Below are 16,332 nucleotides of genomic sequence, written 5' to 3'. Positions count from 1 at the left end.
GATGGCCATTCCATAATGGAGGCCATGAATGCCGGACGGATGAAGATGGGGCCAGGTGAGGTGATGCACAAGCCGGGAGGACGGGAGTGAGGGCGCGTCGGCGTGGACGCCGCTGGCTGCGGTGGCTGGTGCTGGCCCCGCTGGCGCTTGCCCTCTTCAGCGTGCTGCAGGTGCTGGTGCTGCGGTTCGTCGATCCGCCGGTATCGATGGTGATGGTGGAGCATCAGGTGCAGGCCTGGGTGGACGGCAACCGCGATTTCCGCCTGCGCCGTGAGTGGCGCAATCTCGAAGGGATAGCACCGGCACTGCCGCTGGCGATGATTGCGGCCGAGGACCAGAACTTCGCGGCCCATCGCGGCTTTGATCTGGACGCGATCGAGCGGGCGCGCGAGGAGCGTGCCCGCGGCGGGCGCCTGCGCGGGGCCAGCACCATCAGCCAGCAGACCGCAAAGAACGTTTTCCTGTGGAGTGGGCGCAGCTGGGTGCGCAAGGGGCTGGAGGCCTGGTACACGGTGCTGATGGAATTGCTGTGGCCCAAGCAGCGGATCCTGGAGATGTACGTGAACGTGGCGGAATTCGGCGACGGCGTCTATGGCGCCCAGGCCGCGGCGCGTGAGTTCTTCGGCAAGGACGCTGATGCGCTTTCGAGCGCGGAAGCCGCCCGTCTGGCTGCCGTCCTGCCCAACCCGGGGCGTTACAGTGCGGCCAGCCCGGGCCCCTACGTGCAGCGGCGTACCGGCCAGATCCAGCGGCAGATGGGTCAGATCGGTGGCGAGGCCTATCTCGAACAGCTGCGCTGAGCGGGCCACGGCGACGCATCGTGCCGGGCCTGCAGCGGCGGGTTTAGGATGGCGGCATGACCAAGAACCTGTTGACGATGGTGGTGGCGGCCTGGAACGAGGCCGAGGCGCTGCCCCAGCTGCATCCGCGTATTGCTGCGATGCTGGATGTGCTGCTGCGCGAACATGGCGTGCACGGTCGGGTGCTGTACGTGGACGATGGCAGCAGCGATGGCACCTGGAAGGTGCTGCAGGGCATTGCATCCGGTGACCGACGCGTATCGCTGCTGCGGTTGTCGCGCAATTTCGGCAAGGAGGCGGCGCTGACCGCCGGGCTGGACCTGGTGGAAGAGGGCGCGGCGCTGATCCTGGATGCCGATGGCCAGGATCCGCCGGAAATGGCGCCCGAGTTCGTCGCCCGCTGGCAGGAAGGCTATGACGACGTCTACGGCACCCGCACCGTGCGCGAGGGCGAAGGCTGGTTCAAACGCGCCTCCGCGCACGGCTTCTACCGGGTGATGCAGCGGCTGTCGAAGACGCCGATCCCGGTGGATACCGGCGATTTCCGCTTGCTGTCACCGCGCGCCTTGGCGGCGCTGCGGCAGCTGCGCGAGCGGCACCGCTTCATGAAGGGGCTGTTTGGCTGGGTGGGCTTCAACAGCATCGCCGTTCCCTATGAGCGCCAGTCGCGATCGGCAGGGCGCAGCAAATACAGCGTCTGGCGGCTGTGGAACTTCGCCTTGGAGGGGTTGACCAGCTTCTCCACGGCGCCGCTGCGGGCGGCCACGTATGTGGGACTGGTTACTGCACTGGTGGCCTTCGGCTACGGGGTGTGGATCATTTTCAAAGCGCTGCTCCACGGGGATGCGGTGGCCGGCTGGCCGACGATGATGGCAGTGATCCTGTTTCTTGGCGGAACCCAGCTGATCGCCCTGGGGATGATCGGCGAGTACCTGGGCAGGCTGTACCTGGAGTCCAAGCAGCGGCCCCTGTATCTGGTTGATGCATGGCTTCCCGCGGAACGGGTACAGTGGGGCGCAACCCAGTCAACCGGAGGAGTGCACGATGCGAACGGTCAGGCATCTGCTGGAGGTGAAGGGGCATGAAGTGTTTGCCATCGATCCCGACGCGGCGGTTATCGATGCGATCAGGCTCATGGCGCAGAAGCGGGTCGGCTCCTTGCTGGTAATGCGTGCAGGCGCCCTGGAAGGGATGCTTTCGGAGCGTGACTACGCACGCAAGGTGGTGCTGGAAGGCCTGTCATCCAAAACCACGCCGGTGCGGGAAATCATGACCCGCGAAGTGACCACGGTGGGTCTGGATGACCACGTGCCGCACTGCATGGAAATCGTGACCCGCCAGCGTATCCGCCACCTGCCGGTGGTCGATGCGGGCGGTACGGTGCTGGGTCTGGTGTCGATCGGCGATCTGGTCAAGGCGGTGATCGAGGATCAGCAGATCGAGCTGGAGCAGCTGCACAGCTACATCTCCGGCTGATCGCGGATCGCCGGGCCTGTACGGCCGGTTATTCCGCGTATTCGCCGCCGCAGCCGGCGTCTTCGCCCGGGCCCAGTTCCAGCGTGGCCAGCAGGGCGGCGGGCGGGGCGATGCTGGTCAGGGCCAGGGCGATCGCACCGCGTATGCCCAGACGCCCCATGTCGGGGCGGAAGCCCGGGTCGGCGAACGTGCCATCGATGACCAGCGGCGAGCGCAGACTGAGCAGGCTGCGGTCCTTGGGCCGCGGACGCAGCTCCAAGTCCAGCGTTTCTTCGCCCAGGTCGATGCTGCCGTCGCCCACGATCAGCGTATCGGTGGTGTCGAAAGCCAGTGCCCGGGCCTGCATGACGCCATCCTGCACCGCGAAATCGGCGAACGCGCAGCGCACCGGCACCAGGCGATCGCCAGTGATGAGGAAGCGCAAGGCTTCGAAGATGTCGATCCCTGCCAGCTCCAGGACCAGGTTGCTGATCTGGCCGCTGCCCATGCCCAGCGCTACGTCGCCGTCGGCACTGCCAAGCATGCGGGCCACCGAGTTGCCGGTGCCGGTGAGCGACACCTCCCCGCCGATGGATCCCAGCGCGTCACGGGCAATTTCCGGGGTCGGGAACAGCTGCTCCAGCTCCATGCCGCTGACGCTCGCATCCAACCGGGTCTGGATGGTTTCCCCGCGCGCATCCATGCGGATGCCGGAATCGATCCTGCCGCCGGCCATGCCAAAGGCGAGCGGCTGCAGGGTGAGCAAGCCGTCTGCCAGGACGAGGTGCGCGTCCATCTCGTCCAATGGCAACACGGGGGATTCAATGCGGCTGGCGCGCAGACGCACGTCGGCGTCCATTGCCCGCAGCTTGTCCAGTTCATAGGGGGTATCCGGCAATACCTTGCCAGCGGCCGCGCGCTGCTCCGCGCGGGCCTGGAGCTCGGGATTGGTGGTGTCGTCCGGACCGGTGTCCGGGGCCGCGCCGACCAGTCCGGCCAGGTCATCGAAATCAAGCATCTCCGACACCAGGTCCGCCGAGAAATGCGGACGGTCTCCGCCCACCGTGACGGCGACTTCGCCGGCCAGGTCACTGTCGCCTACCGCACCGGTGAAGTCGCGATAGGTCCAGGTGTTTGCATCGCGGCCAAAGCGGCCATCCAGGGTGTAGGGCGGGGTGTCGGGCAGGGCGACGCCGAGCAGCGGATACAGATCGGCCAGGTTGGCGCCCGACAGCGCCATCTGCAGATCGAAGCGCTGCAGCTGGAAAGGATTGAACAACACGCCGCGGGCATGGGCCCGGGTGCGGCCGGCTTCGGCCTCCAGATCGATCCCGTAACCGGGCTGTGTCTCCTGCTGCTGCAGATCCAGCAGCGAGGCAATGCGCCCTTCGAGGCTGAACTCGTTGCCCCGCCACTGGCCGCTGCCTGCGACCGCTACCGGCGGGGCGGTCTCGGCGCGCGCCGACTCCTGGCTTTCCAGGGACACCTCGATGCGGGTGTCATCGGCGGGGTGCAGGAACAGCAGCTCGCCGCCTTCGATCCACAGCCTTTCGATGCGGGCCGGTGTGCCATCCCCCGACGAGTCAAACAAATCCCAATTGCCGCCTTCCGGGCCCAGTTCCAGACGCAGCCGCGGGTTGACCAGTTCAATCGCGGGGATTCGAGTCTGGCGCCGCAGCAGCGAGGGCAGGTGCAGGCGGATCAGGGCGCGATCGGCGCGGGCCATCTCCGGTTCGGCTGACCATTCCGCATTGCCCAGCCGCAGGGCGCCGGCGCTGATTGTGACCGTGCTGCCGACATCCACATCCAGATCGCCGCCAATATCGAAGCTGCGGCCGGTGCGCGCCTCCACCGCGCGCTCAAGCGGACCCTTGAACCAGTTCCAATCCCACACCAGCGCCAGTACCACCAACGCTATCGCGACCGCGGCGAGCGCGCTGCGCCAAGGGTGGCGGGTGATGGCGGCAAGGGCCGCCTGCTGCCGGTGGCGGGAGGGTGCGGGCATGGCGGACTCGGTGTGGAAACGCCACCACCATCCGCGCGGGCCGGTATAACCGGAGTGAATGTGTTGTCGGCGGTTCAGCGCCGCCGGGCGTTATCCGGCGGGTTCGCAGGCCAGGTTGCGCTCGCCGTTGGACTGGCTCAGCTCGACGAAATCGCCATCGATGATGAAGCGCAGTCCCACGTCGGACCAGGTGCGCGGCTGGCTGCCAGCCATCTCACCCAGCCGGATGATGCGCCCGTCGCTGAGTGAGAGGCGGGCTACGCGTCCGTCGCGGACCAGTTCCACCTGGTTGCCTTCCGCGCAGGCGTAGCTGGCTACGATGTCGCCATCCGCGGCCAGCGCGGCTTCCCGGGCGGGATTCGGGGCAGGCTCCACTGAAGCGGCGGGCGGGGGCGTCTGTTCCTGGCAGGCGGCCAGCAGCAGGCAGGCGGGAATCAGCAGGCGGAAGGCGTTCATGGGGTCCACATTCATGCAGTGCGATGAAGTCCGATCATACTGCGCCGCTTCATTACGGCGCGGGTTTATAGCGGTGTTGCCACCTGCGCCATTACAGCCACGTAGTGGCAAAGGCTGCCGCCAATGCAGAACAGGTGCCAGATCGCGTGGGAGTAGGGGATGGACTCGCGGTGGTAGAACACCGTGCCCAGGGTGTAGAACAGCCCGCCGGCGACCATCCAGCCCAGGGTCCAGCCGTCCAGCGCTTCCATCACCGGCTTGATCGCCACCAGCACCATCCAGCCCATGGCCACGTAGATCAGGGTGGACAGGCGCTTGAAGCGTCCGGTGAAAAACAGCTTGAACACCACTCCGGCCAGGGCCAGCGTCCAGATGGTTGCAAACAGCCCCCAGCCCCACGGTCCGCGCAGCCCGATCAGGGTGAAGGGGGTATAGGTGCCGGCGATCAGCAGGTAGATCGCGCAGTGGTCAAACACCTTCAGCCGCCGCTTGAGTACCGGCTGCCGGAACGAGTGGTAGAGCGTGGAGGCCAGGTAGAGCAGCAGCAGGCTGGCGGAAAAAACGATGGCCGCGCCCAGTTGCCAGCCATCGCCGTGGATTGCGGCGAGGCTGATCAGCACAGTGCCGGCGATCAGGGCCGCCGTAGCGGCGATGCCATGGGTCAGTGCGCTGGCGAACTCCTCACGCTGCTGACGTGGGGACATGGAGGCGGTGATCATCGTCGGACCTGCGATCATTCCGCGGGGACGTGGGCGTGTTCGCGGGTGGCGTCGAAGCTGATGTCCGGCCAGCGCTCCTGGGCCAGCTGCAGGTTGACCCGTGAGGGTGCCAGATAGACCAGCTCGCCGGCTGCATCGATGCCCAGGTTGACGGCGTTCCTGTCGCGGAACTCCTCCAGCTTGCGCTCGTCGTCGCAGTGCACCCAGCGGGTGGTCACCACGCCGACCTGTTCAAAGATCGCGTCCACGCCGTACTCGGCCTTGAGCCGGTAGGCGGCCACGTCGAACTGCAGCACGCCCACCGCGCCCAGGATCAGGTCGTTGCCCATCAGCGGGCGGAAGAACTGGGTGGCGCCTTCTTCCGACAGCTGGGCCAGGCCCTTTTGCAGCTGCTTGAGCCGAAGCGGATCACGCAGTCGGGCGCGGCGGAACAGTTCCGGCGCGAAGCTGGGAATGCCGGTGAACGACAGCGCCTCGCCTTCGGTAAAGGTGTCGCCGATCGAGATGGTGCCGTGGTTGTGGATGCCGATCACATCGCCCGGATAGGCTTCGGCGGCGATCTCGCGGTCGCTGGCCATGAAGGTCAGCGCGTTGGCCAGCTTCATGTCCTTGCCGCTGCGCACGTGGAACGTCTTCATCCCGGCGTGGAAGCGGCCCGAACACACGCGCATGAACGCAACCCGGTCGCGGTGTTGCGGATCCATGTTGGCCTGGATCTTGAACACGAAGCCGGTGAGCTGGTTTTCCGACGGCTCCACCTCGCGGCCGGTGGTGGGGCGGGGCTGCGGCGACGGGGCATGGCGGACGAAGAAGTCCAGCAGCGGCTGCACGCCGAAGTTGTTCACCGCCGAACCGAAAAACACCGGCGTCTGGCGGGCGGCCCGGTATTCCTCCAGATCGAAGGAATGGCTGGCGCCCTGCACCAGCTCCAGCTCGTCGCGCAGCTCGGCCAGCGCCTGGGCGCCGATCCGTTTCTCCAGCTCCGGGTCATCGATCGAAGGCAGGATGGTGGAGTCCTGGCGGGTGAACTTGCGCCCGCTTTCGTACAGGTGCACTTCGCCGCTGAGCAGGTGCACCACGCCCTTGAGGCGCGTGCCCATGCCGATCGGCCAGGTCACCGGGGCACACTGGATCCCCAGCACATCTTCCACTTCGTCCAGCAGCTCGATCGGCTCGCGGCCTTCGCGGTCGAGCTTGTTGATGAAGGTCATGATCGGCGTGTCGCGCATGCGGCACACCTCCATCAGCTTGATGGTGCGCTCCTCCACGCCGCGGGCCACGTCGATCACCATCAGCGCCGAATCCACCGCCGTGAGAACGCGGTAGGTGTCCTCGCCGAAGTCGGCGTGGCCGGGGGTATCGAGCAGGTTGACCACGTGGTCCTGGTAGGGGAACTGCATGACCGAGCTGGTCACCGAAATGCCGCGCTCCTGCTCCAGCTTCATCCAGTCGCTGGTGGCGTGGCGGGCCGCCTTGCGCCCCTTGACCGCCCCGGCCATCTGGATCGCGCCGCCGAACAGCAGCAGCTTTTCGGTCAGGGTGGTCTTGCCGGCGTCGGGGTGCGAAATGATCGCGAATGTGCGGCGGCGTTGCGCCTGTTTGGAGACTTCGGACATGGGGTCGGCGCGCCCGCGCCTGGATACAGAAAGGAAGGGCGCGATTATAGACGTTCGCGAATTGTGATCCGGGTCATTGTCCTGCCTATCAAGACGGGCGGTCCGTAGCCGCTAATGTTTACAGGTGGTGGGCGTCACCCCCCGTGACATTTGGAGAAACAAACGGTGCGGATAGTCATCATTGGTTCGGATCCGGCTGCGGCGACGGGGTTGAAGCAGTCGCTCGCCGAGTTCGGCCTGGCTTGGAGCGTGGACACCATTGCAGCCCCAGGTGTGGCTGGCGTCTTCCCGGACGTGGACGTGCTGGTGAGTGGCCTGGCACCTGATGCGGGTTGGAGGCGCGATCTGGCCACGCTACGCCAGCGCTATCCGGAGGCAGTACGCGTCCTGCTGCTGGAGCAGGGACAGGAAGCAGGAGGGATGGACCTGTTGGAGGGCGCCCACCGGGTGCTGCGGAAGCCGTTGGACGCCAACGAGCTGATCGATGCTGTGGAAGGCATCAGTGAACTGCGCGAACTGCTGGACAACAAGCAAATCAAACAGTACGTGGGTTCCGTGGATTCGTTGCCTGCGGCCCCGCGCATGTACTTCCAGTTGGCACGGTTGATGCGAGATCCGGACGTGGCATTGACCCGGATCGCCGACGAGCTGTCGCAGGATCCGGCGTTGGCCGCGCGCGTGCTCAGACTGTGCAACTCCGCCTATTTCTCGGCAGGGCGCGAAATTATCGACATCCGTTCGGCGGTGACCCGTCTTGGGCTGCAGACCGTGCACCAGGTGGTGCTGGCCACCGAGGCGTTTGGGAGTGCCGGGGGCCTGTCAGCGGTTGAGCGGGAGGCAATGCAAGAGCGCGCATTGCGCACTTCTCGCCTGGCGGCCCGGCTGCTGGCAGGTCCCAGTGCAGAGCTGGCCGCCACGGCCGGGTTGCTGGCCGAGATCGGGCGCCTGCTACCACCGCCGGAGGAGGGCGCCGCAGCACCGGAATATCCGGCCGCGGGAGCGTATCTGCTGGGCCTGTGGGGCCTGCCGATGCCGATCGTCGAAGCGGTGGCTTTCCATCGGGAGCCGCGGCGCCTGCGCGCGGCGGGGTTCTGGGTAGCCGGGGCAGTGCACGTTGCAGCGGCTCTGGTCTCGGATGAGTCGGTGGACGAGGCTTACCTGCAGTCCGTGGGCGTGCGCGATCGACTGCCGCAATGGAAGGCAATGCTGGAGCAGGACGCGCCCAGATCCGTGGCTTAGCTGCGGTCCTGCCGGGACTGGCCGCGGTTATTCCGCGCCGGAGCCGAGGTCGTGGAATCGCAGGACGCCACCGGGCCCGAACATGCGGAACGGGATGGATTCCAGGCGCATGCCACGGTTGACCTGGACCACGAAGTGCAGGTGCGGGCCGGCGCTGAAACCGGTATTGCCGGACAGGCCCAGGCGCTGGCCGCGGCGGACCCGCTGCCCGGGGCGTACGAAGACGCCATTGGCATCCAGGTGCGCATACAGGGCCATGGTGCCGTCCTCGTGGAGGATGCGTACCTGGTTGGCGAGTCCTTCCAAGTGCGGATCCAGGGTGGTGGCGGAGAAACCCGACTCGACCTGCATCACCGTGCCGTCGCGCGCTGCCAGCACCGGAACGCCTACCGGCGTGGCGAAATCCACTGCGTGCCGGTTGCCGGCGTCTGCGTGGCTGAATCCGCCGCCCCAGCCCTGGGTGATGCGCAGCGGCACGCTGGCCAGGGGCCAGGCATATTCCACGTCCCGGGGACGGGTGCTGGGATGACCGGGCACCGCTTCCAGCCGGAAGCGCGCGCCCGCGGCACCGGCCGCTCCGATCCGCGACACCAGGACCCGCCCGTACGCCGGCACCGTCGCCCGGGCGGGCAGGGCGGGGTGTGCCATGGAGGGATGGCCGTCGCCATGCAGCATCACCTCGATCGGTCCGGCCAGCAGGTTCTCGGCCCAGGCCAGCAGGCCGCCTTCAGCGGACTCCAGATGCAGGCGTGCGATGCGGGACGGCTCCTGCCCACGTATCTCCTGGGCGGTTGCACCGGCCGCAACCAGCAATAACAGAAGGCCGGTTGCGCAGGCCCGGACGATGGCGTGGCAGGACATGGGTCAGTGCAGGCAGGCGTGGTCCAGGTCCAGGGCCTGGACCACGTGGCCCAGGTCGAAAGCGCTGACCGAACGGTCATCGTGGACCGCATACATCACCCCGGCGGGAAACCGCGCCGTCGGCGCAAGATGCAGGGCGATGCCGTCCGTATTGGCGGTGATCCGGCCGCGGAAACTGCCGCGATGGTCCAGGTTGACGCGGTCATGGACGTGGAACAGGGAGTGCGGCACCAGTTGATCCACCGCGATCCAATAGCCCTCGTCCGGGCTGCAGTCCCACAGCACCACGCCTTCGGCTTCACCGGCGAAGCTGCCCGGCATGCTCCTGCCGGTGTAGCGGCCGTCCAGGGTGTATTCGCGCAGGGTGGAGACATGGCGCCGGTCCTCATCGGCCACCAGCAACCGGTCATGGGCCGGATCGCCCCAGAGTGATTCAACAATGCGCAGCGCGCCGGCCTGGCTGGTGTCACCGAACGAACCCAGGTAGGAGGCGTCGATACCGCCGCCGTCGGCCAGCTGCAGGCGGAAGCGGCGCACGCGCTGGTCCAGTTCGTGCAGCGGCGGCACCTCGCTGAAGTCTTTGCCGTACATGAAGCTGTCGGTCACATAGACCTCCAGTTCGCCCGGCGCGGTTTCATGCAGCCAGATCCCGTATGGGCTGCTCAAAATGTCCTCACCGAAGCTGCCCGCTGGCTCGAGGCCTGGCAGGGACAGCACCTGCACCCGCGGCGCATCGCGTTCGGTGACAAACACCAGGTCGGCGTAGACGATGATGCCGTTGGGCCGGTTGAACTGTCCCGGTGCGCTGCCCTTGCCGCCGGCTTCCCGCAGGCGTTCGCCAGTGGCGCCGTCGTACACCGCCAGGCGATGGCTGGACTTGGCGGTGGCGATCACCAGCACCTGGCCGTCCGGGGCGGTCCACGTAGCCAGTGAGTCCAGCTCGTCATCCGGCGAAGCTGCGCTGACAAAGCTCTCCGTCACCTCAACGCTAACCGCCGCATGGCCGCTGACCGGGTGGGCCGAGGCGCGATTGGAGGGCTCGGGGAGGGTGGCGCAGGATGCGGCGAAGGCGCTGGCCAGCAGCGCGAGCAGGATGCGGGGGTTCGTCATTGCCGGATTATGGCGAAGCCCCGCTGGTTTCGGAATGGCTTCGACATCCGGCGTAGTTCATCGCTCTATCGCGATGAAGGGATTGACAGATTGGCTCGTGCCCGGCAGGATGCCTGCATCCATCGAGACCGGCGGAGGGACAGGCCCTTTGATGCCGGGGCAACCACCTTGCGGGGCGCCGTGCGCACCAAGGGGAAAGGTGCCAAGTCCTGCGGGGACCTGTTGCGTCCACCGGAAGATGGCTGTCGAGGGCAGCGCGCGTGACCGCGCCAGTGGCGACATCCTTCCCGGCTTCCCGCATGCATCGATGGCCTCTTTCCCTCCGAGGCGGATGCGTCATGAGCCTGTTCGAAACTGCGGTTGCTGTTCCCAATATTCCATTCACATCACCCGGCACGGCTGCCGGTGCGCCCGTTCCAGCGGCGCGCGGCGAGCTGACAGTGGAGCTGCAGATGCGGCACGCGGGCCGCCGCCGGCTGACCGTGGCTTGGGAGAGCCAGGGGCCGGTGGATGCGCCGGTGGTGCTGGTGGCTGGCGGCATTTCCGCCCATCGCCACGTGGCCGCCAGCGCCGCCTTCCCCGAACGCGGCTGGCTGGACGGCCTGGTTGGAGCGGATCGCGCGCTGGATCCGGCGCGCCGCCGGATCCTCGCGTTTGATTTCGTTGGCGCCGACGGCCAGCTGGACGCGCCGATCGACACGGCCGACCAGGCAGACGCCGCCGCTGCGCTGCTTGCCGGGCTGGGGGTTGAGCGTGTGCAAGCCTTCGTCGGCTACTCCTACGGGGCGCTGGTGGGGCTGCAGTTCGCTGCGCGGCACGCGGACCGGTTACAGCAGCTGGTGGCGGTGAGCGGCGCCCATCGCGCCCACCCCTATGCCGCGGCGTGGCGCGCGCTGCAGCGCCGAGCGGTGGGGCTGGGTGAGCTGCAGTGTTCGGATGCGCACGGGCTGGGGCTGGCGCGCCAGTTCGCGATGCTGAGCTACCGCACCCCGGAAGAATTCGCCGAGCGCTTCGATGCCCCGCCGGAGATCATCAATGGCCGGGTGCGGGTGGCCGCGGAAGACTATCTGGATGCCGCCGGCGCCCGCTTCGTGTCGCGCACGTCGGTGACGGCATGGCTGCGCCTGTCCGAATCAATCGATCTGCACCGTGTGGACCCGTCGGCCATCACGGTGCCGACCACCGTGGTGGCGGTGGAGGGAGACTGGCTGGCACCGCTGGAAGATTCGGTGGCGCTGGTGGAGGGCCTGGCGGTGCCTGGACGGCTGCGCATATTGCGCTCGTCCTACGGGCACGACGCGTTCCTGAAGGAGCATGCAAGGGTTGATGCGATCCTGCGCGCAGCGCTGTCCGCACAGGAGGGCGCCGCATGAGCCGCGTTGATCACGATGCTGCCGCTCGGCCCGCCGTCCAGGCTCCTGCCACCTGTGCGGTACGGGCGGGGATCGACTGTGATCCGGGCTGGGGCGCGGTGGTCCCGCTGGCGCGGACGGGCCGCGGCAGGCGCCATCCGGCCCCGGCGCCGCGGCTGGCATTGCTTGGTACGGGAACCGTGGGCGCTGCGTTTGTTGCCCGCTGGGACCGGCTGCGACACCAGGGCGTCCCGTTGCCGGACATCGCCTGGCTGTGCAATTCGCGCGCGCTGGTTCCAGGTGGTGAGGATCCGCTGCAGGCGCTGGAAGACATCCGGGCCGCGCCTGCGGGTACGGGAGGATGGGCGCCGTGGGTGGAGGCGGAAAGCCTGCGGCCGGGCGACGTGATGGTGGATGCCACCGCCAGTGATGTCGTCGCCGGCTGGCATGCCGAATGGCTGGCGCGTGGCGTGCACGTGGTTACGGCCAACAAGCTGGGCGCAGGGGCGGACCTGGCCCGGGCGCAGGCAATTGCTGCCGCCCGCAGCGGCTATGGGGCCGCCTACGGGGACAGCGCCACGGTTGGCGCGGGGCTGCCGATGCTGCGGTCCATCCGCGAACTGGCGGCCGGGGGCGACCGGATCCACGCCGTGGAAGGCGTGCTGTCGGGGTCGTTGGCCTGGCTGTTTGACCGCTACGACGGTACGGGCCCGTTCTCGCAGCTGGTGCGCGAGGCGCGGGACGGCGGCTACACCGAGCCTGATCCGCGCTTGGATCTGTCCGGAGAGGACGTGCGCCGCAAGCTGTTGATCCTGGCGCGCGCGGCCGGATTGCCGCTGCAGGCGCACGAGGTACGGGTTGAGTCCCTGTTGTCCGATGCGCTGGTTGCGGCGACGGGGCCGGAGGTGGATGGCCTGCTGCCCACCCTGGACGAGTCGTTGGCCACAATGCTGCGTGCAGCGCACAGCGCGGACGCGAAACTGCGCTTCATTGGTCGGGTGGATGCGGAAGGAGCGACGGTGGGATTGCGCGAACTGCCCGCCAGCCATCCGCTGTGTGCTGGCGGGGGCACCGACAACCTTGTGGCGATCACCAGCTGCCGCTATCGCGACCAGCCGTTGGTGATCCGGGGGCCGGGCGCCGGTGGCGCGGTCACCGCGGCCGCGCTGCTGGATGATGTGTTGCGGATCGTGCGTCGCCCGTCCTGATCGGCGAACCGCACCGGAACATCCGCGCGGTCAGCACTCGATGACGTTGACCGCCAGTCCGCCGCGCGAGGTTTCCTTGTACTTGTCCTTCATGTCCAGTCCGGTCTCGCGCATGGTCTTGATCACCTTGTCCAGGCTGACCTTGTGCGTGCCGTCGCCGCGGAAGGCAATGCGCGAGGCGTTGATCGCCTTGACCGACCCCATGGCGTTGCGCTCGATGCACGGGATCTGCACCAGGCCGCCGATCGGGTCGCAGGTCAGGCCGAGGTTGTGCTCCATGCCAATCTCGGCCGCGTTCTCGATCTGGATCGGGGTGCCGCCCAGCGCTGCGGTCAGCCCGGCGGCAGCCATTGAACAGGCCACGCCCACCTCTCCCTGGCAGCCGACCTCAGCGCCGGAGATGGAGGCGTTTTCCTTGTAGAGGATGCCAACCGCGGCGGCGGTGAGCAGGAAGTCGAACACGCCCTGTTCGTTCGCGCCGGGGCAGAAGCGGTCGTAGTAGTGCAGCACCGCGGGGATGATCCCGGCCGCGCCGTTGGTGGGAGCGGTCACCACGCGTCCACCGGCGGCGTTTTCCTCGTTGACCGCCAGCGCGTACAGGTTGACCCAGTCCAGCGTGGTCAGCGGGTCGCGCAGTGCGGCCTCGGGACGGGCCGAGAGTTCGGCGTACATGGCCGAGGCGCGGCGGGTGACATTGAGGCCGCCGGGCAGGGTGCCGCCCTGCTGGATTCCGCGCTGCACGCACGACTGCATGGCAGCCCACAGTTCGCGCAGACCGTCGCGGATCTCGTCTTCAGTGCGCCAGCACTGCTCGTTCTCGAACATCATCTGTGCAATCGACAGCCCGGTTTCCCGGGCCCGCGCCAGCAGCTCGTCACCGCTGGAGAACGGGTGCGGCACCGCGGTGGTGTCGGCAACGATGCGGTCTTCGGCCGCTTCGTCCTGGTTGACCACGAAACCGCCGCCGACCGAGTAGTAATCGCGGCTGGCAATCTCGTTGCCCTGGGCGTCATAGGCAGCAAAGCGCATGCCGTTGGTGTGGTAAGGCAGCTTCTGCCGCTTGTTCATCAGCAGGTCGCGCTTTTCCTCAAACGCGATCTCGTGGCGACCTGCCAGCTGGATCCGGGACTCGCTGCGGATCCGCTCGGCTGCCGGGGTGATGATGTCCGGGTCGATCAGGTTCGGCATGTGGCCTTCCAGGCCCATCATGACCGCCTTGTCGGTCCCGTGGCCGCGGCCGGTGAGGGCCAGCGAGCCGAATACCTCGGCGCGCACGCGAGCCACGTCATCCAGCCGGCCGGCCTGGACCAGCCAGCGGTCGACGAAGCGCGCGGCTGCACGCATCGGCCCGACGGTATGGGAGGAACTCGGCCCGACGCCGATCTTGTAAAGGTCGAATGTGCTGACTGCCATGCGGCTATTCTACGCGGCCCCGCAGGCTATTTCCGGTGGCCCGATGCAGCAGTCCGTTCCAGTCCTGGTCCTGTACCAGCGCGATGAGTGCCCCCTGTGCGATGAGGCGCTGCATGTGCTGGCGCAGGCGCGCGCGCCGGATTTCGAAACCGTGTGGATCGATGATGATCCGGCGCTCGAGGCGCGGTACGGGATCCGGGTGCCAGTGCTGCGCAGCGGCCCTGACGGACGGGAACTTGATTGGCCGTTCGACGCAGACGCCGTCAGTGCATTCATTGCCGCCGGGCTGTAGCGCGGCGGGATGTCACCCGCTCGGCGGCCTGGGCTGGCTGGCGATCAGCGGGCTGGGCGGAATACCACGCGGGTGCTGATGGCGATTTCCGCAGGGATTACCGAGGTATCCGCCCACATGCCGTCGCCGATGCCGAAAGCCAGGCGCTCCACCGTGGCCCGGCCGGAGAGCGTCGGATGCTCGCCGTCCTGCCAGGTAAAGGTGAGGGTGACCGGCTGGCTGGTGCCGCGCAGTTCAAGCCTGCCATCGGCCGCGTAGCGTCCGTCCTCAAGCGCACGGAACCCTTCGGCAATGTAGCGGGCCCGCGCATAGCGCTTGATGTCGAAGAAGGCGGGGCCGCGCATCTCCCCGTCGTAATCGGGATTGCCGGTGGTCACGCCCGACATGGGGATGTCCACTTCCAGCCGGCCCGCCGCCGGGTCGGCGGGATCAAAGCGCAGCCGGGTCTGGAAACCCGGAAAGTGGCCATTGAACACTTCGCCCTGGTAGGTGCCGGCAAACACCAGGCTCGATCCTGGGGCCTGGACCCAGTCGGTAGCGGCCGCCGGAAGGGCGCACAGCGCCAGGGCGATCAGCAGCATGGAGCTACGCATTCGGATTTTTCTCGTCGAGCGGGTCGGGGGAATGCAGCCAGCCACGCGGAAGCATGCGCGCCAACGTGGGATGACCTGCGATCAGGTGATGATGGAGGGCCGCAGCCGCGTGCACCAGGGTGACCGCAACCAGCAGCCAGAACAGCCACAGGTGCAGGTTGCCGGCAAATTCGCGCAGCGCCGGATCCGCGCTGGCAATGGCAGGCAGGTTGAACAGGCCGAACCACTGCATCGGAAAGCCGGCGGCCGAATTGAACAGCCAGCCGCTGAGCGGGATCGCGAACAGCAGCGCGTACAGCAACCGGTGTGAGAGCCGAGCGGCTGCCTGCTGCCAGCCCGGCACGTCTGCCAGCGCTGCCGGGGCGCCGGCATACAGACGCCAGCACAGCCGCAACGTCGCCAGGGCAAGGATGGTCAGGCCGATCGACTTGTGCAGCGCGTAAAGGCGGATCTTGTCGGGACTGTTGGGCAGGGAAGCCATCACTATGCCCAGCGGACCCTGAAGCAGGATCAGAAGGGCCACCAGCCAGTGCAGTGCCTGACTCACGCCGCCCCATCGTTCGCGGGTGTTTTTCAGACTCATGGCAATGCCTCTTCTTCGGTGAAGGTGGCGTCCGGTGCGTGCACCGCTTCCACCTCGATCCGCAGCTCGACCAGGTCGCCGATCACGCCCGGCCACGCGCTGATGCCGAAGTCGGCGCGGCTGAGCATGCCCACTGCGGAGAATCCGGCGGTGCGCCGGAACGGCGGCATCGGATGGCGCTTGAGCGCGTTCAACGTGGCCTCAAGGGTGACCGGCCGGGTCACGCCGCGCAGGGTCAGTTCGCCGTGGATACGTGCCCGGGTGTCGCTGAGCGGCTCCACGCTGCGGGAGGTGAATACCGCCTCCGGGTGTGTCCCCGCATCCAGCAGCCCCGATGCCAGGGCGGCGCGGTTCCAGTCCCCGTCACCAAGGTCCAGCCGCTGCAGCGGGACCCGCGCCTCCAGGCGCGCACTCTGCCAGTCCTCCGGATCAAACCGCAGGGTTCCGGTGCTGCCGGAAACGGTGGCCAGCGCACGTGAAAAACCAGCGTGATCAACCGCCACCATCACCCGCGTGTGCACCGGATCCAGTGCGTAGGTGCGCACTTGTCCGGCTGCATTCCCGGCGGCGCCGAGCAGCGTGCAGAGTGCGAACGCCAATAGCGTCGGGAGTATTTGCGCCCAGCCTCCG

The 16,332-nt window shown here is 67.5% G+C and carries 17 protein-coding genes and 1 riboswitch; of the genes, 7 read left to right on the top strand and 10 right to left on the bottom strand.

Translation table 11 applies throughout. The annotated features are described in order from the left end of the window. The first annotated feature begins 86 nt into the window (after window positions 1-86). The 3 genes from mtgA to ACW7G2_RS09495 are packed head-to-tail and all read left to right on the top strand — an operon-like array spanning window position 87 to window position 2,276. A complete protein-coding gene (gene mtgA, locus ACW7G2_RS09505) occupies window positions 87-800 on the top strand; it encodes a monofunctional biosynthetic peptidoglycan transglycosylase (RefSeq protein WP_456975085.1) in 714 nt (237 codons plus the stop codon). A 56-nt stretch (window positions 801-856) separates the two neighbouring features. Then, on the top strand, window positions 857-1,885 hold the full coding sequence (locus tag ACW7G2_RS09500) for a glycosyltransferase family 2 protein (protein WP_456975083.1): 1,029 nt from the start codon (window positions 857-859) through the stop codon (window positions 1,883-1,885). After that, window positions 1,845-2,276 (top strand): CBS domain-containing protein, encoded by a 432-nt coding sequence (locus ACW7G2_RS09495; protein WP_456975081.1) that lies wholly within the window; start codon window positions 1,845-1,847, stop codon window positions 2,274-2,276. The genes ACW7G2_RS09500 and ACW7G2_RS09495 overlap by 41 nt, the downstream gene beginning before the upstream one ends. Window positions 2,277-2,304: 28 nt before the next feature. On the opposite strand, the gene ACW7G2_RS09490 is transcribed toward ACW7G2_RS09495, so the two are convergent. From ACW7G2_RS09490 to ACW7G2_RS09475, 4 genes are all read right to left on the bottom strand, one after another. Next, entirely contained in the window at window positions 2,305-4,260 is a 1,956-nt protein-coding gene (locus ACW7G2_RS09490; RefSeq protein WP_456975079.1) for an AsmA family protein, read from the bottom strand. 90 nt (window positions 4,261-4,350) lie between these two features. Further along, the gene (locus ACW7G2_RS09485) at window positions 4,351-4,716 is read right to left on the bottom strand and encodes a hypothetical protein (RefSeq protein ID WP_456975077.1); all 366 of its coding nucleotides are present in this window, start codon (window positions 4,714-4,716) and stop codon (window positions 4,351-4,353) included. Window positions 4,717-4,781: 65 nt separating this feature from the next. Continuing rightward, complete coding sequence (gene trhA, locus ACW7G2_RS09480) at window positions 4,782-5,432, bottom strand: PAQR family membrane homeostasis protein TrhA (RefSeq protein ID WP_456975237.1); 651 nt, start codon at window positions 5,430-5,432, stop codon at window positions 4,782-4,784. Between the two features lie 17 nt (window positions 5,433-5,449). Further along, window positions 5,450-7,051 carry a peptide chain release factor 3 gene (locus ACW7G2_RS09475; RefSeq protein WP_456975075.1) on the bottom strand — a complete coding sequence of 534 codons (1,602 nt, stop codon included), beginning with the start codon at window positions 7,049-7,051 and terminating at the stop codon, window positions 5,450-5,452. Window positions 7,052-7,216: 165 nt separating this feature from the next. On the opposite strand from ACW7G2_RS09475, the gene ACW7G2_RS09470 reads away from it, so the two are divergent. After that, complete coding sequence (locus ACW7G2_RS09470) at window positions 7,217-8,290, top strand: HDOD domain-containing protein (RefSeq protein ID WP_456975073.1); 1,074 nt, start codon at window positions 7,217-7,219, stop codon at window positions 8,288-8,290. Between the two features lie 27 nt (window positions 8,291-8,317). Here ACW7G2_RS09470 and ACW7G2_RS09465 read toward each other — a convergent pair whose 3' ends face one another. Both ACW7G2_RS09465 and ACW7G2_RS09460 read right to left on the bottom strand, forming a co-directional pair. After that, window positions 8,318-9,151 carry a M23 family metallopeptidase gene (locus ACW7G2_RS09465; RefSeq protein ID WP_456975071.1) on the bottom strand — a complete coding sequence of 278 codons (834 nt, stop codon included), beginning with the start codon at window positions 9,149-9,151 and terminating at the stop codon, window positions 8,318-8,320. Window positions 9,152-9,154: 3 nt separating this feature from the next. Continuing rightward, complete coding sequence (locus tag ACW7G2_RS09460; RefSeq protein ID WP_456975069.1) at window positions 9,155-10,261, bottom strand: phytase; 1,107 nt, start codon at window positions 10,259-10,261, stop codon at window positions 9,155-9,157. 116 nt (window positions 10,262-10,377) lie between these two features. Further along, window positions 10,378-10,506, top strand: a riboswitch (SAM riboswitch). Between the two features lie 93 nt (window positions 10,507-10,599). Between ACW7G2_RS09460 and metX the strand changes: the two genes are divergently transcribed. Together metX and ACW7G2_RS09450 are read left to right on the top strand one after the other, a co-directional pair. Further along, window positions 10,600-11,634: a homoserine O-succinyltransferase MetX gene (metX, locus tag ACW7G2_RS09455; RefSeq protein ID WP_456975067.1), complete on the top strand. Its 1,035-nt coding sequence runs from the start codon at window positions 10,600-10,602 to the stop codon at window positions 11,632-11,634. Between the two features lie 161 nt (window positions 11,635-11,795). Continuing rightward, the gene (locus ACW7G2_RS09450) at window positions 11,796-12,821 is read left to right on the top strand and encodes a homoserine dehydrogenase (protein ID WP_456975235.1); all 1,026 of its coding nucleotides are present in this window, start codon (window positions 11,796-11,798) and stop codon (window positions 12,819-12,821) included. Between the two features lie 30 nt (window positions 12,822-12,851). Here ACW7G2_RS09450 and ACW7G2_RS09445 read toward each other — a convergent pair whose 3' ends face one another. Then, the gene (locus ACW7G2_RS09445) at window positions 12,852-14,234 is read right to left on the bottom strand and encodes an L-serine ammonia-lyase (protein WP_456975065.1); all 1,383 of its coding nucleotides are present in this window, start codon (window positions 14,232-14,234) and stop codon (window positions 12,852-12,854) included. A 43-nt stretch (window positions 14,235-14,277) separates the two neighbouring features. Between ACW7G2_RS09445 and ACW7G2_RS09440 the strand changes: the two genes are divergently transcribed. Continuing rightward, a complete protein-coding gene (locus ACW7G2_RS09440; RefSeq protein WP_456975233.1) occupies window positions 14,278-14,526 on the top strand; it encodes a glutaredoxin family protein in 249 nt (82 codons plus the stop codon). A 44-nt stretch (window positions 14,527-14,570) separates the two neighbouring features. Here ACW7G2_RS09440 and ACW7G2_RS09435 read toward each other — a convergent pair whose 3' ends face one another. Genes ACW7G2_RS09435 through ACW7G2_RS09425 form a run of 3 tightly spaced genes read right to left on the bottom strand, consistent with a single transcriptional unit; the run spans window position 14,571 to window position 16,316 of the window. Beyond that, window positions 14,571-15,119: a YceI family protein gene (locus ACW7G2_RS09435; protein ID WP_456975063.1), complete on the bottom strand. Its 549-nt coding sequence runs from the start codon at window positions 15,117-15,119 to the stop codon at window positions 14,571-14,573. After that, a complete protein-coding gene (locus ACW7G2_RS09430) occupies window positions 15,112-15,702 on the bottom strand; it encodes a cytochrome b (RefSeq protein WP_456975061.1) in 591 nt (196 codons plus the stop codon). The genes ACW7G2_RS09435 and ACW7G2_RS09430 overlap by 8 nt, the downstream gene beginning before the upstream one ends. Then, a complete protein-coding gene (locus tag ACW7G2_RS09425; RefSeq protein WP_456975231.1) occupies window positions 15,699-16,316 on the bottom strand; it encodes a YceI family protein in 618 nt (205 codons plus the stop codon). The genes ACW7G2_RS09430 and ACW7G2_RS09425 overlap by 4 nt, the downstream gene beginning before the upstream one ends. Window positions 16,317-16,332 lie beyond the last annotated feature (16 nt).

It is taken from the genome of Luteimonas sp. A277 (assembly GCF_054052045.1).
Note: the sequence above shows the minus strand (reverse complement) of the source record. Positions and strands in the feature narration are given on the sequence as shown.